We start from the raw sequence: 19,559 nt of genomic DNA, 5'->3' as shown, positions 1-19,559 counted from the left end.
TCACGTTTTTGATACAATTTGTTGATGTATATTGCATGTAAAAAGGAGGTTGCTGATTTGAATCAGACAAACCCATTTCCGTATAAATCTGAAAACAAACGTTATCATACCTGGAATTACCACTTACGTAACCACTTTGGCCATAAGGTATTTAAAGTAGCCTTAGATGGAGGATTTGATTGTCCAAACAGAGACGGCACGGTAGCTCACGGCGGCTGTACGTTTTGCAGCGCTGCCGGTTCCGGAGATTTCGCTGGAAACAGAGCGGATGATCTTGTGACACAATTTAACGAAATCCGTGAAAAAATGCATCATAAATGGAAAGACGGAAAATACGTTGCTTACTTTCAAGCATTCACTAACACTCACGCTCCTGTTGAGGAGCTTCGTGAAAAATATGAAGCGGTCTTAAAGCTTCCCGGAGTTGTTGGGCTTTCTATCGCCACGCGCCCTGACTGTCTCCCCGACGATGTGGTGGAGTACTTGGCTGAATTAAATGAACGAACTTATCTATGGGTAGAACTTGGACTGCAAACTGTTCATGAACGAACTTCACTGCTTATCAACCGGGCACACGATCATCAATGCTATGTAGATGGTGTAGCAAAGCTTCGAAAACACGGTATTCGCGTTTGTTCTCACATCATTAATGGTTTGCCTTTAGAAACACCTGAGATGATGATGGAAACGGTACGGGAAGTAGCAAAATTAGACGTTCAAGGAATTAAGATTCATCTGCTTCATTTACTAAAAGGAACTCCTATGGTCAAACAGTATGAAAAGGGCCTTGTTGAATTTCTTTCATTTGAAGAATATGTAAAGCTTGTATGCGATCAGCTCGAAGTAATCCCTTCTGAGATGATTGTTCATCGTATTACCGGTGATGGACCGATAGACCTCATGATCGGACCGATGTGGAGCGTAAATAAGTGGAGCGTATTAAATGCCATTGATCAAGAGCTCGAACGTCGCCAAAGCTATCAAGGAAAATATTACGAAACAGAGTTGATGGAAAGATGAAAATAGAACGTATCCTGCCTTTTGCCCGCACGTTGCTCACTAATGCTGTGGCCGAAGGAGATGTCGCGATTGATGCTACAGCAGGAAATGGACATGATACATTGTTCTTAGCCAACTTAGTCGGAGATACAGGTCATGTATATGGATTTGACATTCAGCCCCAAGCCATTCAAGCAACTCAGCAGCGATTGACAGAACATCATGTAGAAAAACGAGTCACGCTTATCCAAGAAAGCCATAGCAATATAAGCATGCTTCCTACTTCTATTAATGGACGAGTGACGGGCGCTGTCTTTAATTTAGGTTATTTACCAGGTGGAGATAAAGACATCGTCACCACTTCTGAAACAACAATTTCTGCAATTGAGCAGTTACTTGATTTGCTAGCACCTGAAGGAGTGATTGTGCTCGTTATTTATCACGGACACGAACAAGGGAAACAAGAAAGAGACGATTTACTAACGTACGTCCAAAATCTAGATCAAAAAGATGTCCATGTTTTACAATACCGCTTCATGAATCAGCAAAACAATCCTCCGTTCATCATTGCTATTGAAAAAAGATAAGCCGCATATGGCTTATCTTTTTAACATTCGGTACAAGCGTCCGTTGATATAGAAAAAGTAGCTGAGTGCTCCCCCCGCTTTGATTAATCGACGTGCATTCACATGAACATGTTTTTGTGCCCTCACTTTTTGATCGGACAAATAAACGCCCAGGAGTCCCTTATAGATAAAGCAGTGAAAGTGATAATCCGGTAGTTTTTTAGCATATTCGTCCGCTTTTACAACAAAATGCAAAAAGCGGTCCATCATTTGCTGATAGTGAGGATAATAAAAACAAAAGTTCAAATCTCCTCCTGCTTTATCTTCTTCTTGGTCAATTAAATAATCGAGTAAAATATGTAAACCTTGAATATAAGGAAAATATCCCGCTTTTATTTTCTCCGTCATTTCTTTGGTCATCTCTTCTTGAAAACTGTAAGCGGCCAAACAAAAAATGCCTAACGTTGAACCAGAGCACGCTGAAAATTCATACCACTCCATTTCAGGAACACTGTGCCGGTGAGCATCAAACCAATTCTCTAATCGTGGAACTCTTTCCTTGATTTCAACATGCTTATGTATTTGCAAATCACAATAATAAGTAGCTAGTTCTAATAAATGTGAAGAGACGATATGGTAATTACAGGCTTTTCGCAAGGACTGCTGACAAGTCTGGACAAGTTCCGCTAAATATCCTCCATCGTCTTTATCCGTTCGAAAACGATAGTAATCCCCAAGAGGTGCATGAGGAGTCAACGCATCTGGCATCGATTCGTGTAAGGCTGCAAAATCTTTAGGATCGAGCGAATTGCTGCGGTCACATAAGTTATCTAAGTAATCGCTGATTGTTTGGTAGGCAACGATAAATTTTACGCATTCAATCATGTTTTCTTTCGCTAAAATCGATAGGATACCGCCTCCTTCACAATGAAAAGTTTTTGTATCGATACTTGCCAATGCTTGAGTGCGTAATTCTTTATTAGGAATCTCTTTTGCCCGTTCCCGCCAATGGTTAAGCTCATGATGAACGACGGGAAACACTTCTCGATAAATTTTTCTCATTAATGAAATAGGACGAGACGGAATCTTCATTTATTTTCACCTCAATTTCTGACAGCACTCATTAAATGTGAAGATCAACAAAGCTTTTCGCGTATGTAAAAACGTATTCTCTTTCAGGCTCATTAAAGATTTCGTGATACAGCTGAGACCATTCTTTGTAGATTTTTTCACTTAGCTCTATTTCATCAAACCACTGTCTAACAATCAGCTTTTCAATAATTTTATCTTCTCCGGCCTGCATCACAAGAAGCGGAACATCCGGCAAACGATCGATATCTTTAAAAGCTAAGTTAACAGCTTGAATCAATTCTCGGTACCATCTTACAGAAACTTTTGTAACGTACAGTGAGTCGTTTTCATCTTCATCTCGAACTTCTTGATTTCTTGTTGCTTTTTCAACAGTAAGACCCAAATCAAAAAGTTTGTTCGGCATGACTTTATTTAATCCTTTAGATAACATATCTAAGTAAGCTGGTACTTGCTCTTTTAATCCTAGACAAGGTGAGGAAAGAATCGCACCCCATATAGGAAGATTTTTTGTCTGCAGCGTACGAATAACCGCCAGTCCTCCCATACTATGTCCTAACAGGAAAATAGGCAAATCATATTTTTGCGCTTCACGTACCCATTCTTCCACTTCATATACATATTCATCAAAGGATAGGATATGTCCTCTTCTTCTCGTTGTTAAGCCTTGGCCAGGAAGGTCTCCCATGATTACGTGCATTCCAACCGAACGCCACATCTCAATCAGCCAGCGATAGCGCCCGTGATGCTCCGCTGCTCCATGGACCATGACAATAACGCCTTTTGGATTTACTGCTTCCCATTTATGCATTTGAGTTACTCCTTCTTCCTTTTTTTGTTTACCTGCTTTAAAAACCTTTGTACACTTACATTAGAAGATTTACTACTTTTTTTCAACTAATAAAGGGAGATGATTTGATGATTTATCCGTATAAAGAAAAAATGCCTAATATTGCACCCAGCTGCTTCCTCGCAGACTATGTCACGATTACTGGAGATGTCACCATTGGTGAAGAAAGCAGCATTTGGTTTAACACCGTTATTAGAGGAGATGTTTCGCCTACTATTATCGGGAAACGAGTAAATATACAAGATCAATCAACACTCCATCAAAGCCCAAATGCTCCTTTGCTTATTGAGGATGATGTGACAGTAGGACATCAAGTTATTTTACACAGCTCCATCATCCGCAAACGCGCGCTCATTGGCATGGGCTCTATTATTTTAGACGGTGCGGAAATTGGTGAAGGTGCTTTTATCGGTGCAGGAAGTTTAGTGCCTCCCGGTAAAAAAATACCACCTAATACTCTCGCACTCGGTCGACCTGCTAAAGTAATCCGCACTCTGACTGAGGAGGATTTAAAAGATATGCAGCGCATTCGTACAGAATATGTAGAAAAAGGGCAGTATTATAAGTCTATTAAGAAATCTGATTCTTCATTATAAAGGAAACGTTCCCTCAGAAAGTCATACTGAGGGAATTTTTTTAGTATCTCCACAAACTCTCTAATCATGTTCTATTCTCTCCACAATTGTAAAGAAATTTCCATATTAATTTACATCGTTTTAGTACTGCCTCCACAATTAAAGATTAAACTGAATAATAAAGACGTATTTATTAAAAAGGGAGCGACTCTATGAAAGCCAAGTTAATTCAGTATGTATACGATGCCGAATGCCGATTATTCAAAAGTGTAAATCAACATTTTGATCGAAAGCACTTAAATAGATTTTTACGTTTACTAACTCATGCCGGCGGAGCCACGTTTACCATTGTGATAGCGTGCTTGCTGCTATTTCTGCATCCTTCATCCGTCGCTTACGCCTGTGCCTTTTCTCTAGCCGTTAGCCATATTCCTGTTGCCATTGCTAAGAAGCTATATCCGAGACAACGGCCTTATATTCAACTAAAGCATACAAAAGTATTAGAAAATCCATTAAAAGATCATTCATTTCCATCGGGGCATACAACGGCTATTTTTTCGTTAGTTACCCCTCTGATGATTACTTACCCAGCCTTCGCTGCCGTTCTTTTGCCGCTTGCAGTAACGGTAGGCATTTCAAGAATTTATCTCGGTCTGCACTATCCGACGGATGTCATGGTAGGCCTGATACTCGGCATCTTTTCAGGTGCTGTTTCACTGAACATATTTTTAGTCTAATTGATAGGAGGAGTACTCATGAGAATTGCTTTATTTACAGATACATTTGCTCCGGAAGTTAACGGAGCTGCTAAAACACTTTATCAATTTACTCAGTATGTCAAATCAAAGCAAATTCCCATCCAGGTATTTGCTCCTGAATTTGCTCATAATCGGTCGTTTTCACCGTATGTTCACCGCTCGCCTAGCATGCCGTTTTTCCTTTATCCAAACAGCCGCTTTTCATTGCCAAACGTTCTAAAAATTAAAAAGCAGCTGCAGGAATTCAACCCTTCTCTTATTCATTTGGCCACTCCTTTTACAATGGGGCTTTGCGGCTCCTATTACGGAAAAAGATTAGGTATTCCTCTTGTCGGCTCTTATCATACCAATTTTGATGATTATTTATCTCACTATGAACTTGAAAAAATGCGTGTACCACTGCAAAAATATATGAAATGGTTTTATAAACCTGTACAAAAATTATTCGCTCCCTCCGAAGTGACCAAACAGCAGCTAGAAAAACAAGGGTTTCACAACGTAGCTATTTGGTCGCGAGGGGTAAATCACAAATTGTTCCATCCCCACTATGACCGCTTTGATATTCGTATTAAATATAATATAAAAAAACCCTACATCTTAACGTATGTAGGAAGGTTAGCTAAAGAAAAGAACGCTGATTTTTTACTAAAAATTGCCCGATCTTTACCTGATCATATCCGCCACCAAGTTCACTGGCTTATTGTGGGAGATGGTCCTTTAAAAGAACAAATGCAACAGCAAGCATCTGAGCATATGACATTTACAGGCTTTCTTGAAGGTAAGCAACTTGCTCATATCTATTCTTCATCTGATTTGTTTGTTTTCCCTTCAGAAACAGAAACGTTCGGAAATGTCGTACTGGAGTCTCTTGCTTCTGGAACTCCCGTGGTGGCAGCAAATGCAGGAGGAGTTAAACAGATGGTTCAGCACGGGCGAAACGGCTACCTTTGCAAACCTCACTCCTTAGAAGAATTCAGTTCGGCTATTACAGGTTTACTTGATGATTTGCACCAGCGGCTTCACTTTAGCCATGCAGCGAGACACTATGCTCTTACTCAATCATGGGACGCCATTTTTCAGCATTTGCTTTCAGAATATGAAGATGTCGTAGAAAAATCTGCTGAAGGTATTCAATGGGCATAAAAAAAATCTCCGTTTTCACGGAGATTTTTTTATTATTTAGCTAAAGCTTGAGTTTTTAATGCTTCAGCTTTGTCTGTGAACTCCCAAGGAAGCTCCACATCTGTACGACCAAAGTGACCGTAAGCTGCTGTTTGCTTATAAATTGGGCGACGTAAATCAAGCATTTTAATGATGCCTGCTGGACGTAGGTCAAAGTTTTTGCGTACTACATCTACTAGTACTTCTTCAGAAACTTTTCCTGTACCGAATGTATCAATTGAAATAGATACTGGCTGTGCAACACCAATTGCATATGCTAGTTGTACTTCACATTTATCAGCAAGATCAGCTGCTACAATGTTTTTCGCAACATAACGAGCTGCATAAGCTGCTGAACGGTCTACTTTTGTTGCGTCCTTACCAGAGAATGCACCGCCGCCGTGACGAGCATATCCGCCGTAAGTATCAACGATAATTTTACGACCAGTTAAACCAGCATCTCCTTGAGGGCCGCCGATTACGAAACGTCCTGTTGGGTTAATGAAATACTTTGTATTTTCATCAATTAACTCATTTGGAACAACTGGATTAATTACATATTCTTTTAAGTTACGTTGAATTTGCTCTAACGTTACTTCTGGGTGATGCTGAGTTGAAATAACAATTGTATCGATGCGAACAGGTTTGTTGTTTTCATCATATTCAACTGTTACTTGTGTTTTACCATCCGGGCGAAGGTAAGGAAGAATTTCTTCTTTACGTACTTCTGTTAGACGGCGAGCAAGTTTATGAGCTAATGAAATTGGAAGAGGCATTAATTCTTTTGTTTCGTTACATGCATAACCAAACATTAACCCTTGGTCTCCAGCTCCGATTGCTTCGATTTCTTCATCGGACATTTGACCTTCACGTGCTTCTAACGCTTGGTCTACACCAGCAGCGATATCAGCTGACTGCTCGTCGATAGATGTTAATACTGCACAAGTTTCAGCATCAAATCCGTATTTTGCACGAGTATAGCCAATTCCTTTAATTGTTTCACGAACTGTTTTAGGAATATCCACGTAAGTAGAAGTTGTAATTTCACCGCTTACTAAAACTAAACCAGTTGTTACGCTTGTTTCACAAGCAACACGAGCATTTGGATCCTTTGCTAGGATAGCATCAAGAATTGAGTCAGAAATTTGGTCACAAATTTTATCGGGATGTCCCTCTGTAACAGATTCTGACGTGAACAGACGACGTTGTGTTGACATCAGTTTTCCTCCTTATAAATACGATACATTGTGATACGGTACTCATTCCCTTATTTTCATTACACGTTAAAAAATATAAAAAAACCTTTCCTTGTATCGAGGAAAGGTATCAAATTCTACATAAGCCTTTCACTCTTATCGATCAAGGTTGTGCCCTTGCATCAGGTTAGCACCTTATCGTCTACACAAAAAAATGACGATGGTTGCTGGGTTTCACAGGGCCTGTCCCTCCACCAGCTCGGGATAAGAGAGTATCCGTTCAAGGACATATAATACATGAAAAAGCGCTTCACTGTCAACAACATTCAAATGGAAATCATCTCTTTATGTTTGAATCTGTTTTAATGTAACATACTCAAATTTAAAAATAGTATACCTTATTAAGAATGATCACGAAGTTTGGTTAACAAGACAGACCAAAAAAAGGCTTTCACTTGAAATAGCTTCACTTTTTTCGCTTCTAGCACATATACATGTGTCTAAAATAGGTATAACGTACATTTTTTTATAATACACAAACATTTTTAGTTAAATAGTATAGAATAATTAAATAAATGTGTTATACTAATTATAAATTTCAAACATTAATGAATAAATAATAGCTAAAAAAGGAAGGTAGTGCACATGAGTACTGTTGATATGTCTATCGAATTAAATGGTTTGCTTCAATTAAAAACAACAAAACACCAATTATCTGTTCCACAACTTGTTGAAAAAATTCTAGCTCGACGCGAAGGAACGCTGACTTCTACAGGTGCTGTGTCAGTCGAAACCGGAAAATATACAGGCCGCTCTCCTTTGGATAAATTTATTGTAAGCGATGCTGTATCTTCAAAAACGGTTGAATGGGGACCCGTCAATCAGCCAATTTCTGCTCAGCGATTCGATGCGCTATACAAAAAAGTCTTAACCCACTTAAAGAAGCAGGATGAACTTTTTGTTTTTAATGGATATGCTGGAGCTGATAAAAAGTATCAGTTACCAATTCAAGTAGTTAATGAATTTGCATGGCACAACCTATTCGCTCAGCAGTTATTCATTCGCCCTTCAGCTGAACAAAAAACAAATGATGATGTGAAGCCGTTTACAATTGTAGCAGCTCCAACGTTCAAAGCTGACCCTGAAACAGACGGGACGAATTCGGAAACCTTCATTATTCTTTCATTAGAGCGACGCATTGTGCTAATTGGAGGAACTGAATACGCTGGTGAAATGAAAAAATCCATTTTCTCAGTGATGAACTTCTTGCTTCCTCAAAACAATATTCTATCCATGCACTGTTCTGCTAACGTAGGAGAAGAAGGTGACGTTGCATTATTCTTTGGTTTATCTGGAACGGGTAAAACAACGCTTTCTGCTGATGCAAACCGTCGTTTAATCGGAGATGACGAGCACGGTTGGTCAAGCTCTGGTGTATTTAATATTGAAGGAGGCTGCTACGCGAAGTGCATTCAGCTTTCCGAAGAAAAAGAACCGCAAATTTTTAATGCAATTCGCTTCGGCGCAGTACTGGAAAATGTAGTGTTGAATCAAAATACGAAAGTAGCAGATTACAATGATAATAGTTTAACAGAGAATACTCGTGCCGCTTATTCAATTGACTCTATTGATAATACGGTATTGCCAAGCGTTGCTGGGCACCCTACAGCTATTGTCTTTTTAACTGCTGATGCCTTCGGCGTCTTACCTCCAATCAGCAAGCTTACAAAAGAACAAGCGATGTACCATTTTCTGAGCGGATACACTAGTAAGTTAGCTGGAACAGAGCGCGGCGTAACATCGCCACAGGCTACTTTCTCTACATGCTTTGGTGAGCCTTTCTTACCTCTTGCTCCAACAACTTATGCAGAAATGCTAGGAAAGAAAATCGATGAACATAACGTAAATGTCTACCTTGTAAACACTGGATGGACCGGCGGTGAATACGGCGTGGGTGAACGAATGAAGTTAAGTTACACTCGAGCTATGGTTCAAGCAGCTCTTGAAGGAGAACTAGCTAATACCGAAACAGTAACAGATGCTATTTTTGGTTTATCGATTCCAACTCATGTTCCGGGAGTTCCTGATGAAGTGCTTCAGCCTTCTAAAGCATGGAACGATGCAACAGCTTATAACCAAAAAGCAACTGAACTTGCCGCTAAATTCAAAGCGAACTTCAAGCGTTTTAATGATGTAGCATCGGACATTTCAACATTAGGCGGACCTAGAGTCTAATAAAAAACCGATCGTCTTATAGACGATCGGTTTTTTAGTTAGTCGAATGTAATTTTGTCAGTTCATATGTGACAATGGTTTTTTCCTGCTCCATTTCTACCTTACGCACAACAGCAGTTCCAATACATTCTCCATTTTTCGTTTTGTGAATGTTTAATGGAATATCCAACGGATACAAACGATATCCTTTTTTCTCAACTTGAAAAATGTTATCTGTTACACGCTTTTCGTTGCCTTTTGTCACAATCATTGTATTTAATTCTAGCGGCATCCCCATTTTCTCTCACTCCTCACTGTTATTCTACTTGTTTTTTCTATCGTAGCATATCTTTTATTGCGCTTTCATCCACTTCGTTAACTTCTTTACCGTTTCTCGGTTTTCTTTTGGTGGAAAAGCATGTGGAAAGTTTTCAAAATACCAGCTGGTAACTTTTTTATTGGACTTCTTTAGTTTAGATTCGAGCTGATAGGAATGATCAATTGAGACGTTTTTATCTTCTAAACCATGAATAAGCAAGACCGGCGGCTCGACGAGATGAGCACGATGCAAAGGTGTCCTCCATTCGTATCTTTCAGGATATTTAGAAGGAGTTCCTCCAATCACCCGCTTCATCATTCTTCTTAAATCTTCTCTTTCTTCATATGTCAGCACCATATCCGTGACGCCTCCCCATAGCACAAGAGAACGGCTGTCTTTTTTTTCAATGGCTGTGAGTAAAGCCATCACTCCCCCTCGTGAAAACCCAAAAATATGAATGCGGTCATGGTGGACGTTAGGGAGCTGTTTCAGTAAATCGTAAGCAGCAAAAGCATCGTAACGATCATCTCCTGCAAAATCTTCGTTTCCTTCGCCTCCTTGATTTCCCCTATAGAACGGAGCCATCACAATAAAACCTTGTGAAGCAAATTGAATGAGTCGAGCAGGGCGAACCGTTCCTACGTTCTTAATACCTCCTCTTAAGTATAAAAAGCCGTCATACATTCCTTTTTCTTTTGGCTCTGCAAGCATTCCTTTAATCTTAAGCCCTTGACATGCATATGTAATCACCCACAGCGTCACGCGAGGATTTGATGATGGGAAACGCTGTTTATGAAGAATTGTTCCATCTTTCATTTTTTTCCTCCATTCTTTATATAACTAGCCTACTTTCTTCCGCTAAGGTTTACTTTCAGTCGTTGACTACTACTTCTTTGATTTTCCACATAGTTATATAGGCACTCACCTTCTTCCACTTCTTTACATACATTATCATAAAATATTTTATTACTTTAAGGAGGTTTGCTTTATGAAACCAATTAAATGGCTTTTTTCTTTGCTTGCTATTATGATTTTACTCATTCCACTAATTAGCTGCAGCAAAACAACATCTGTACAAACGGTTCGTGTCGGCGAAGTAACTCGCTCTATCTTTTATGCTCCCCAGTACGTCGCTATTTCAAAAGGCTTTTTTGAAGAAGAAGGACTAAAGGTAGATTTAAAAACAACTTGGGGCGGAGATAAGACAATGACGTCACTTTTATCTGATGGCATCGACGTCGCCTTAGTCGGCTCGGAAACGTCAATCTACGTATATGCACAAGGGTCTAGTGATCCCGTCATCAACTTTGCACAGCTAACCCAAACCGACGGAACATTTCTAGTAGCACGTAAAAAGGTCGATCAATTTTCATGGGATCAGCTTAAAGGCAAAACGTTTCTTGGTCAACGCAAAGGCGGCATGCCGCAAATGGTAGGGGAATATGTGTTAAAACAGCATAATATTGATCCTAAAAAAGATGTAAAACTCGTTCAGAACATTGATTTTGCTAACGTTGCGAATGCTTTTGCTTCTGGTACTGGAGATTACGTTCAATTATTTGAGCCAACGGCTAGTATTTTAGAGAAACAAGGAAAAGGACATATCGTTGCTTCCTTCGGAAAAGAATCAGGAACAGTTCCTTATACAACATTTATGGCCAAAGAAAGCTATTTAAAAGATAACCCTGAAGCAGCAGCTAAATTTACTCGAGCTATTTACAAAGCACAAAAATGGGTGAATACACATAGCACAGATGAAATTGCTGAAGTGGTTGCACCGTATTTTGAAGATACACCTAAAGACACGCTAAAAACTGTTATTGACCGCTATAAATCGCAAAAATCCTTTGCAACTAACCCTTTATTAGATGAGAAAGAGTGGGATCATTTACAAACAATCATGGACGAATCTGGAGAACTTCCAAGACACATTGATCACAGCAAGCTAGTCAACACAAAATTCGCAAAAGATGCAATGAGGGAGTAATATGACAAAACTTCACATTCAAGATATTCAACATATGTACCTTACGACAAAGTCTGCTACCACTGCACTTGAACATATTAATTTGTCTATTGAAGAAGGAGAATTCGTTTCCTTTCTCGGCCCAAGCGGATGTGGAAAAACGACGCTTCTATCGATTATTGCAGGCTTGATTGAACCAACGTCCGGCTCTGTCACAATAGACGGTGAAAATATCGGAACATCAGTCCCCAACATCGGTTATATGCTTCAACAAGATTATTTGTTTCCGTGGAAAACCATTAAAGAAAATATTTTACTTGGGCTTGAAATTCGCGGACAGCTAACAGATAAAACAGAGAGTAAAGCACTTTCACTTCTAAAAGAAATTGGTTTACAGGACGTAGATGACCTATATCCACACCAGTTATCCGGAGGCATGAGACAACGCGTCGCTTTAGTCCGAACACTTGCCATTGACCCCGCTATTTTACTCTTGGATGAGCCTTTTTCAGCACTTGATTTTCAAACAAAACTCAAGCTTGAAGAACTTGTCTCCAAAACACTGATGACCTATCAAAAAACGGCCGTTTTGGTCACGCACGATATCGGCGAAGCCATTGCTATGAGCAGCCGAATCTTTTTATTCTCAGCCAAGCCGGGGAAGATCGCAAAAACATTTACGGTTCCTTCTATTTTACGAACCCTCTCTCCGTTTGAAGCACGACAGCATCCTGTCTATAACGATTTATTTATGGACATATGGAAGGAGCTTGATCAACTTGAAACCCACTAGCTCCCTAGATACTCTTCACGAAAGCTACCTTCGCAAGGTTCGGGGCGAAAAACGATTAGTACTGAGCGTGCAGATGGTCATTTTTTTAGCCTTTTTTAGCTTCTGGGAACTAGCTTCTCGTTTAAAGTGGATTGATCCTTTAATTTTCAGTTCCCCTACTAAAGTGTGGCATTTATTTTTAATTAAACTTGCCGACGGCTCGCTAGCAGAACATATTGGTTTTACATTATTTGAAACGGTTCTTGGCTTCATTTTAGGCACATTGCTAGGTATTTTACTTGCAACGGCCCTTTGGTATTCAACTAGGCTTGCAAACATATTAGACCCTTACCTCGTTATTTTAAACGCCATGCCTAAAGTAGCGCTGGGCCCTATTTTAATAGTAGCGATCGGTCCAGGATTTTTCTCAATTTTAACGATGGGAGCGATTATATCCGTTATTATTACATCCATCGTCGTTTACACAGCCTTTAAAGAAGTGGATCCAAACTATATTAAATTACTAAAAAGCTTCGGGGCAACGAAAACCCGCTGTTTTAAAGAAGCAATTCTTCCAGCTTCCATGCCTGCCATTATTTCCACATTTAAAGTAAACGTCGGTTTATCTTGGGTAGGCGTCATCGTAGGAGAATTTTTAGTTTCTTCAAAAGGGCTTGGATATATGATTATTTATGGTTTCCAAGTCTTCAACTTTACTCTTGTTCTTCTCAGCTTATTATTAATTGCCATTTTCGCTACGATTATGTACCAAGGCGTGGCTTATTTAGAAAAGAAATTGATCCGACGCTCATAAAAAATACCCCCGTACAAACGGGGGTATTTTCGTTGATATGATGCTTTTACAAAAATGTTCGCTTTACATATTTCATTACATATTGTAAAACATTATCTTTCATGATGAAGCTGTACGCATCATCTTGTTGAATGCCCGAAGGTAGTTCGTCAATCATTACGGGACCATCTGTTTCCATGTAGTCTTCTTTTTTAATTACATTTCCAATCGTAGCAAAATAAATGTTTTTAATAATAGTCTTTCCTTTACTTACTACTTTATATTGACCAATATAAGTTAAAGAAGAGACTTCTCCGCCTGTTTCTTCAAACACTTCTCGAACCGCTGCTTCTTCTGGTACTTCATTGCCTTCTAGTTTTCCTCCGGGAAATTCTAAACCTCGTTTTGAGTGATTCGTTAGCAACCATTGATTTTCATACCTGCATACGACCCAAACATGACGTGGAGTTTTCGAGAATGGATTTTTTTCAAATGATAAAAATACTTGATTATGATATGCATCCTTAAATGTGTACATGGTCGACTCAAACTCCATTTGATTTTTCCCTTATTTTATCATACATTACGGCCATACCTGATAAGAAAAGTATGCTCGTACTTTTTTTCTTTGCTTTTTACCCCTTATTCCGTTCTATCTGAAGATAAAATATTCATCTGTTTGATATGTGATTTTGTTTCATCGTCTCCCAGCTTATAAAGCATGGCATATATCTCAACTGTTGTTTTATCGTACATATCATTTTGAGAATCATGATGATATTCCAGATACGGAATATGTGATCGCCAAAAGCTTGACCAATCGCTTGAAGCGCGCTGATCTAAATAGATTCTCAGCTGCTCCACTTCTTCATCTGTTGCTTCAATCGCATAATTCCAATCTGAAGCAGTATTTGACTGATTGATTTCTCCTGAACTCAGAGATACATAATATTTTTTTGTCATGAAAGATATTCAGCTCCTTCTTTCTAGTGCCAACTTATCTTTCTTATGTGTATCTTATTCTTTTTTTATACACTCTACGATTTAAAGCGGTCTTTTAAAATCGCTATTGCTTTTTTTAACGGCTCTGGAATCGGAACCCCTACAATTCTTGCGTTTTCTGTAATTGAAATCATTTCGTTTAAAATATAGAACAAAATAGCTCCATCTCGAATAATATGACCGTTTTCCCAAAATACAGAATCGATAAAGTTTGCTACAGCAATCATGGCAAAAATAAAAATCTTTTTGGCAATTCCTTTAAAACCTACTTTGCTAGATAAACGTTTATTTATAAAAGCTGCAATTGTACCCGTCAAGTAATCCATTGCCACTAATGCTACTAAAGCCATTAGTAAATAGTCCCACTCTCCAAATAAAAAAAAAGCCAGTGAACCTAAACTTGAGATTATTAAGACAGAAAGCTTCTGCATATCCACTTTTTTCACCCTTTCAGCAGTCATAAGCAGTCATATCCCTACAGTATATGCCAGTGAAAAAAAAGTGTTCGTCCATCTTATCATAAAAAAAACCTGCGAGTACTCGCAGGTTTTACTTACTTGCCTAGGAATGATTTTAACATCCACGTATGTTTTTCTAAGCTTTGATGAATGGCTAACAGCATGTCTCCTGTTGTTTCGTCGCCCGCTTCACCGGCTGCATCCATTCCTTCTTTTAATTCAGCAGTTAGCGTATCAAAATCGCTTACTAAAGAAGCAACCATGTCTTTAGCCGCTTCGCTTCCATCCGCTTCTTTAATAGAAGAAAGTTCTAACGATTCTTTCATTGTTGCCACAGGTTTTCCTTCTAATGCTAAGAGGCGTTCTGCAAGGTCATCAATAATTGTAGCTGTTTCCGTATACAGCTCTTCAAACTTTTCATGAAGAGTGAAGAATTGTTCACCTTTCACGTACCAATGAAAATTATGAAGTTTTATGTACATTACACTAAAGTTTGCCACTTGTTTATTAACAATTTCATTTACATTTGCTGCCATGTTTTTCGCTCCTTTGTGAACTCTTTGTATAGTATAGTTGTACCCTTTTTTAGTTGATTAAAACATTTTTTTCATAAAAAGAGACATTTCCCTTTCTTTAATCATTTATCTTTTCCAAATAAAATAAGCAGCCCAGCGGACTGCTTATTTTTAGCCAAATACTTTTTCTAAATCTTCTTTGTCCTGTTCTAACCAGAACTTCATTAAGCGTTTTGCTCCTTCTAAATCGTGAAGTTTCGCTTGACCACACTGCTTTTCGTTTGCTGCTGGAATTTCAGTAATATTAATTGCATCTTTTAACGTATCGTCTAACAAGTCAATGATTTCACGTACAGTTGGCTCGCCGCTCACTACTAAGTAGTACCCAGTTTGACATCCCATAGGCGAAATATCAATAATATCAAAGTGATCGTATTTTTCTACATGAGTACGAATATTAAAAGCTAATAAATGCTCTAACGTATGAATAACGTCCGGCTTCATTGCTTGTTTGTTTGGTTGGCAAAAACGAATATCGAATTTATTTACAACGCCGTCGCTTCCCACTTTGTGAACACCGCAGTGTCTTACGTAAGGTGCTTTAACCGCATTATGATCTAGCTCAAAACTTTCTACTGATGGCATAATACCACTCCTTTTTTCTTCTTTCACCTATCATAACATGCAATTCCGATATATTTCATCCATTTAATAACCTTTATTTCTTTTAGTTGCTTTTTATTCCTTCTATCCCTTATAGTATGAGCAAACACGAAAGAAAGAACGTGATAATAAATGATTGCAAAGCTTTTGCTTTTACTTATAAAAGGATACCAAAAAGGAATTTCACCTTTTCTTCCGGCAAGGTGCCGGTTTTATCCTACTTGCTCCCAGTACGGAGTTGAATCCATTAAACGTTTTGGTGCCGTAAAGGGATCTTATTTGACTGTAAAACGCATTTTAAAATGCCACCCGTTCCATCCGGGTGGCATCGACGAAGTACCTGAGAAAAAATCACACTAAGCTTTAGTTGTTTTCGATTGCTTCATACCCATTTACAACAACATCTAGCTTTCCTGTATTTGGATCAATAACTAGTCCATGTACAGGAGTATCTTTTGAAAATAGAGGATGATTACGAATTGTCTCTACACTATGCTGAACAGTCTCTTCTACTGAATCGAAACCCGTTAACCATTGTTTCAAGTCCATAGAATATTCAATAGTATTAATCACTTCATCTGAGATGCCTTTTGCTCTTACTTTCTCTAAAAAAGGTTCCGCCTGAAGTTTACCTGCTCCGCAGTCATGGTGACCAATTACACATACCTCATCAGCTTGTAGCTCGTACACAGCTACTAAAATGCTTCGCATAATACTTCCAAATGGATGTGAAACAAGTGCTCCTGCATTTTTAACAATTTTCACGTCTCCGTTGCGCAGATTTAAAGCGTGCGGAAGCAATTCTACCAATCTTGTGTCCATACACGATAAAATAACCATTTTTTTATCAGGGAATTTGCTTGTTTCATAAAGTTCATACTTCTTTTCTTCTACAAATTTTTTGTTGAATTCTAAAACATCTTGTAATAAGCTCATTTGCTGTCTTCTCCTTCATAAAAAAATTCTTTCTTGTATTATAATACTTTTTCCTATAAGATGAAAAGTGCTAAATCGTAATAATTATTATTTAAACACAAGAAAGTAGGTTAAAACAGTGAAAAAAATTCCCGTTACCGTTTTAAGCGGATACCTTGGTTCAGGTAAAACAACGCTTTTGAACCATATTTTAAAAAATAAAGAAAAGTTGAAGGTCGCAGTCATTGTCAATGACATGAGCGAAGTAAATATTGATGCAGACTTAGTTAAACAAGGCGGATTTTCTCGAACAGAAGAAAAACTTGTTGAAATGCAAAATGGCTGTATTTGCTGTACGCTTCGGGATGATTTAATGAAAGAGATAGAACGCCTCGCTGACAATGATGATATTGATTATATTGTCATTGAATCTTCCGGAATCAGCGAACCTATCCCTGTTGCTCAAACATTTACTTATATTGATGAAGAGCTTGGCATTGATTTAACTCAGAAATGTTCATTAGATACGATGGTCACTGTAGTAGATGCTAATCGCTTTTGGGAAGACTTTTCATCAGGCGAAAGCTTATTAGACCGCAAAGAAGGAACGGATGAAAACGATAAAAGAGAAGTGGTTGATTTATTAATCGATCAAATTGAATTTGCAAACGTCATTTTATTAAACAAAGTTGATTTGTTAACAAAAGATGATGCAGATGAGCTGCAGGCTGTTCTTCACAAATTAAACTCAGAGGCCACTGTTATCCAAACAATTAATAGTGAGGTAAAACTTGAAGCCATACTTCATACCAACTTATTCGACTTTGAAAAAGCTAGTCAAGGAGCCGGGTGGATTAAAGAATTAAATGAAGAACACCATACGCCTGAAACAGAAGAGTTTGGTATTTCTTCTTTTGTATATAGAAGGAATCGTCCCCTTCATCCTGAACGCTTTATGAAATGGTTAGAGGACTGGCCGGTTGATATTGTACGTGCAAAAGGATTTTTCTGGCTTGCTTCACGTAACCATATGGCAGGACTTCTTTCTCAAGCAGGTACGTCCATTATGATTCAAGGAGCGGGTGAATGGGTCGCAACTTACACAGCAGAGGAAAGGGAACAAACCTTAAAGGAAGAACCTGAATTACGAGCAAAATGGGATGAACAATTTGGAGACCGTATTAACGAGCTTGTATTCATTGGTATTGATATGAACAAAGCTGAAATAATTGAAACTTTAGACCACTGTTTGCTGACAAATGAGGAAATGAATCAAGATTGGGCTACTTTCAAAGACCCCCTTCCTAAGTTTACAGTAAGTGCATAAATTTTTAGTTTTCAAATCGTAATAATTACGATATAATAACATAGGTCATAAATGGTTACGATACGAACGGAAGGAGCAACATAATGAAATTCAAACCACTTTTAATGGTGCTGGCATTAGGAATTGGAACAGCCCTTGCAGGGTGCAGTTCAAGCAGTGCAAATAACGCATCTGATAATAAAAATAAAAAATTAGAAGTTTACACAACAATTTACCCTTTACAGGATTTCACTGAAAAAATCGGTGGAAAATATGTAGAAGCTAAAAGCATTTTACCAACAGGTGTAGATGCTCACTCATTTGAACCTACCACAAAAACAATGGTCAAAATCGCAAACGCGGACGCATTCGTTTACTCAGGAATTGGGCTTGAAGGCTTTGCAGATAAAGCACAGTCTACGCTAAAGAATGAAGATGTCGCTTTAGTAGAAGCTGCAAAAGGAATTGAACTAGCAAAGAGCTCTGAAGATGAGCATGCCCACGAAGACGAACATGCCCATGAAGAAGAGCATCACCACGGAGATACAGACCCTCACGTTTGGCTTGATCCTGTTTTAGCTATTCAATTAGCAGAAAATATTAAAGACGAACTTATTGAATTAAAACCAGATAAAAAAGCAGAGTTTGAAAAGAACTTCCAATCGTTAAAGACTCAGCTTGAAGATGTGAACCAAGAGTTAAAAACAACGATTGGCGACGCACCTCATAAAGAAATTTTAGTATCACATGCAGCCTATGGCTACTGGGAAAAACGATACGGTTTAAAGCAAATTAGCGTAGCCGGTTTATCTCCTACAAATGAGCCGTCTCAAAAACAATTAGAAAACATCGTAAAACAAGCAAAAAAAGACCATATCAAATACTTTATCTTTGACCAAAATTTAAAGCCTAAAGTGTCTACGCTTGTAAAAAATGAAGTGGGAGCTCAAGCTTTAACACTTCATAACTTAGAGTCATTAACAAAAAACGATGTTAAAAATAAAGAAGATTATTTCTCCATTATGCAACACAACATTGATACGTTGAAAAAAGCATTATATTAATAAAAAAACTAGCCTCCCGGCTAGTTTTTTTATTGTAATTTATATTTTTGCTTAAAGCGTTCTACGCGGCCGCCTTTATCAGCAAATTTTTGTTTTCCTGTATAAAATGGATGTGTATCCGAACTAATTTCAACTTTTAAAAGCGGATATATGTTGCCATCTTCCCATTGGACGGTCTCATTTGATTGTTTTGTAGATCCTGATAAAAATGATGTTCCGCTATTTGTATCCATAAACACAACTTTACGATAGTCTGGATGAATATTTGTTTTCATTAAATATCTCTCCTTTAAAACAATATATACTTATTATAATCGTAATGATTACTATTTTCAAGTTATATGTTTTACCAATTCTGATGCATAAAGCGTGGTAAAA

General features: G+C 38.3%; 24 protein-coding genes and 1 riboswitch. Of the genes, 12 read left to right on the top strand and 12 right to left on the bottom strand.

Annotation, left to right across the window (positions count from 1 at the left end; genetic code table 11):
* Positions 1-57: 57 nt before the first annotated feature.
* Positions 58-1,020 carry a tRNA modification radical SAM protein MnmL/YtqA gene (gene mnmL, locus AC1VNJ_RS00240; protein ID WP_028411842.1) on the top strand — a complete coding sequence of 321 codons (963 nt, stop codon included), beginning with the start codon at positions 58-60 and terminating at the stop codon, positions 1,018-1,020.
* Positions 1,017-1,586, top strand: coding sequence for a tRNA 5-(aminomethyl)-2-thiouridylate-methyltransferase MnmM (gene mnmM, locus AC1VNJ_RS00235; RefSeq protein WP_028411843.1), 570 nt, complete (start codon positions 1,017-1,019; stop codon positions 1,584-1,586). Before mnmL ends, mnmM begins: the two co-directional genes overlap by 4 nt.
* Positions 1,587-1,598: 12 nt before the next feature.
* Here the strand turns inward: mnmM and AC1VNJ_RS00230 are convergent, their stop codons facing one another.
* A complete protein-coding gene (locus AC1VNJ_RS00230; RefSeq protein WP_028411844.1) occupies positions 1,599-2,657 on the bottom strand; it encodes a tetraprenyl-beta-curcumene synthase family protein in 1,059 nt (352 codons plus the stop codon).
* A 31-nt stretch (positions 2,658-2,688) separates the two neighbouring features.
* Complete coding sequence (locus AC1VNJ_RS00225) at positions 2,689-3,465, bottom strand: alpha/beta fold hydrolase (protein ID WP_013059532.1); 777 nt, start codon at positions 3,463-3,465, stop codon at positions 2,689-2,691.
* 107 nt (positions 3,466-3,572) lie between these two features.
* Here AC1VNJ_RS00225 and AC1VNJ_RS00220 point away from each other — a divergent pair, with 107 nt between their 5' ends.
* The 3 genes from AC1VNJ_RS00220 (at position 3,573) to AC1VNJ_RS00210 (ending at position 5,980) form a co-directional block, all read left to right on the top strand.
* The gene (locus AC1VNJ_RS00220; protein ID WP_028411845.1) at positions 3,573-4,100 is read left to right on the top strand and encodes a gamma carbonic anhydrase; all 528 of its coding nucleotides are present in this window, start codon (positions 3,573-3,575) and stop codon (positions 4,098-4,100) included.
* Positions 4,101-4,291: 191 nt separating this feature from the next.
* Complete coding sequence (locus AC1VNJ_RS00215; RefSeq protein ID WP_028411846.1) at positions 4,292-4,816, top strand: phosphatase PAP2 family protein; 525 nt, start codon at positions 4,292-4,294, stop codon at positions 4,814-4,816.
* Positions 4,817-4,834: 18 nt separating this feature from the next.
* Positions 4,835-5,980, top strand: a complete 1,146-nt coding sequence (locus tag AC1VNJ_RS00210) for a glycosyltransferase family 4 protein (protein WP_482640224.1) — start codon at positions 4,835-4,837, stop codon at positions 5,978-5,980.
* A 32-nt stretch (positions 5,981-6,012) separates the two neighbouring features.
* On the opposite strand, the gene metK is transcribed toward AC1VNJ_RS00210, so the two are convergent.
* Positions 6,013-7,215, bottom strand: coding sequence for a methionine adenosyltransferase (gene metK / locus AC1VNJ_RS00205; RefSeq protein ID WP_013059536.1), 1,203 nt, complete (start codon positions 7,213-7,215; stop codon positions 6,013-6,015).
* 132 nt (positions 7,216-7,347) lie between these two features.
* A riboswitch (SAM riboswitch) is annotated at positions 7,348-7,465 on the bottom strand.
* A gap of 374 nt (positions 7,466-7,839) precedes the next feature.
* Between metK and pckA the strand changes: the two genes are divergently transcribed.
* Positions 7,840-9,429 carry a phosphoenolpyruvate carboxykinase (ATP) gene (gene pckA / locus AC1VNJ_RS00200; RefSeq protein ID WP_028411848.1) on the top strand — a complete coding sequence of 530 codons (1,590 nt, stop codon included), beginning with the start codon at positions 7,840-7,842 and terminating at the stop codon, positions 9,427-9,429.
* A 34-nt stretch (positions 9,430-9,463) separates the two neighbouring features.
* Here the strand turns inward: pckA and AC1VNJ_RS00195 are convergent, their stop codons facing one another.
* Positions 9,464-9,706: a DUF2584 domain-containing protein gene (locus tag AC1VNJ_RS00195; RefSeq protein ID WP_028411849.1), complete on the bottom strand. Its 243-nt coding sequence runs from the start codon at positions 9,704-9,706 to the stop codon at positions 9,464-9,466.
* A gap of 54 nt (positions 9,707-9,760) precedes the next feature.
* Positions 9,761-10,543, bottom strand: a complete 783-nt coding sequence (locus AC1VNJ_RS00190) for an alpha/beta hydrolase family protein (RefSeq protein WP_028411850.1) — start codon at positions 10,541-10,543, stop codon at positions 9,761-9,763.
* Between the two features lie 172 nt (positions 10,544-10,715).
* Here AC1VNJ_RS00190 and AC1VNJ_RS00185 point away from each other — a divergent pair, with 172 nt between their 5' ends.
* The 3 genes from AC1VNJ_RS00185 (at position 10,716) to AC1VNJ_RS00175 (ending at position 13,279) form a co-directional block, all read left to right on the top strand.
* Positions 10,716-11,714, top strand: a complete 999-nt coding sequence (locus tag AC1VNJ_RS00185; RefSeq protein ID WP_028411851.1) for an ABC transporter substrate-binding protein — start codon at positions 10,716-10,718, stop codon at positions 11,712-11,714.
* A gap of 1 nt (position 11,715) precedes the next feature.
* Positions 11,716-12,486 carry an ABC transporter ATP-binding protein gene (locus AC1VNJ_RS00180; RefSeq protein ID WP_028411852.1) on the top strand — a complete coding sequence of 257 codons (771 nt, stop codon included), beginning with the start codon at positions 11,716-11,718 and terminating at the stop codon, positions 12,484-12,486.
* A 73-nt stretch (positions 12,487-12,559) separates the two neighbouring features.
* Positions 12,560-13,279, top strand: coding sequence for an ABC transporter permease (locus AC1VNJ_RS00175; RefSeq protein ID WP_223269001.1), 720 nt, complete (start codon positions 12,560-12,562; stop codon positions 13,277-13,279).
* A gap of 46 nt (positions 13,280-13,325) precedes the next feature.
* Here AC1VNJ_RS00175 and ytkD read toward each other — a convergent pair whose 3' ends face one another.
* The 5 genes from ytkD to AC1VNJ_RS00150 all read right to left on the bottom strand — a co-directional run bounded on the left by ytkD (position 13,326) and on the right by AC1VNJ_RS00150 (position 15,878).
* The gene (ytkD, locus tag AC1VNJ_RS00170; RefSeq protein WP_013059543.1) at positions 13,326-13,796 is read right to left on the bottom strand and encodes an RNA deprotection pyrophosphohydrolase; all 471 of its coding nucleotides are present in this window, start codon (positions 13,794-13,796) and stop codon (positions 13,326-13,328) included.
* Between the two features lie 104 nt (positions 13,797-13,900).
* The gene (locus AC1VNJ_RS00165) at positions 13,901-14,221 is read right to left on the bottom strand and encodes a hypothetical protein (protein ID WP_028411854.1); all 321 of its coding nucleotides are present in this window, start codon (positions 14,219-14,221) and stop codon (positions 13,901-13,903) included.
* A gap of 74 nt (positions 14,222-14,295) precedes the next feature.
* Positions 14,296-14,721 (bottom strand): phage holin family protein, encoded by a 426-nt coding sequence (locus AC1VNJ_RS00160; protein WP_014457957.1) that lies wholly within the window; start codon positions 14,719-14,721, stop codon positions 14,296-14,298.
* Between the two features lie 92 nt (positions 14,722-14,813).
* Complete coding sequence (locus AC1VNJ_RS00155) at positions 14,814-15,254, bottom strand: Dps family protein (RefSeq protein WP_482640223.1); 441 nt, start codon at positions 15,252-15,254, stop codon at positions 14,814-14,816.
* 150 nt (positions 15,255-15,404) lie between these two features.
* Entirely contained in the window at positions 15,405-15,878 is a 474-nt protein-coding gene (locus AC1VNJ_RS00150; protein ID WP_013059547.1) for an S-ribosylhomocysteine lyase, read from the bottom strand.
* A 150-nt stretch (positions 15,879-16,028) separates the two neighbouring features.
* Between AC1VNJ_RS00150 and yidD the strand changes: the two genes are divergently transcribed.
* Positions 16,029-16,256: a membrane protein insertion efficiency factor YidD gene (yidD, locus tag AC1VNJ_RS00145; protein WP_013059548.1), complete on the top strand. Its 228-nt coding sequence runs from the start codon at positions 16,029-16,031 to the stop codon at positions 16,254-16,256.
* A 3-nt stretch (positions 16,257-16,259) separates the two neighbouring features.
* On the opposite strand, the gene AC1VNJ_RS00140 is transcribed toward yidD, so the two are convergent.
* A complete protein-coding gene (locus AC1VNJ_RS00140; RefSeq protein WP_014457956.1) occupies positions 16,260-16,832 on the bottom strand; it encodes a beta-class carbonic anhydrase in 573 nt (190 codons plus the stop codon).
* Positions 16,833-16,950: 118 nt separating this feature from the next.
* On the opposite strand from AC1VNJ_RS00140, the gene AC1VNJ_RS00135 reads away from it, so the two are divergent.
* On the top strand, positions 16,951-18,138 hold the full coding sequence (locus AC1VNJ_RS00135) for a GTP-binding protein (RefSeq protein WP_482640222.1): 1,188 nt from the start codon (positions 16,951-16,953) through the stop codon (positions 18,136-18,138).
* An 83-nt stretch (positions 18,139-18,221) separates the two neighbouring features.
* The gene (locus AC1VNJ_RS00130) at positions 18,222-19,181 is read left to right on the top strand and encodes a metal ABC transporter substrate-binding protein (RefSeq protein WP_482640221.1); all 960 of its coding nucleotides are present in this window, start codon (positions 18,222-18,224) and stop codon (positions 19,179-19,181) included.
* Between the two features lie 29 nt (positions 19,182-19,210).
* Here AC1VNJ_RS00130 and AC1VNJ_RS00125 read toward each other — a convergent pair whose 3' ends face one another.
* Positions 19,211-19,456, bottom strand: a complete 246-nt coding sequence (locus tag AC1VNJ_RS00125) for a type B 50S ribosomal protein L31 (RefSeq protein WP_482640220.1) — start codon at positions 19,454-19,456, stop codon at positions 19,211-19,213.
* Positions 19,457-19,559: the final 103 nt, after the last annotated feature.

Source organism: Priestia sp. 3CA3 (genome assembly GCF_056836725.1).
Note: the sequence above shows the minus strand (reverse complement) of the source record. Positions and strands in the feature narration are given on the sequence as shown.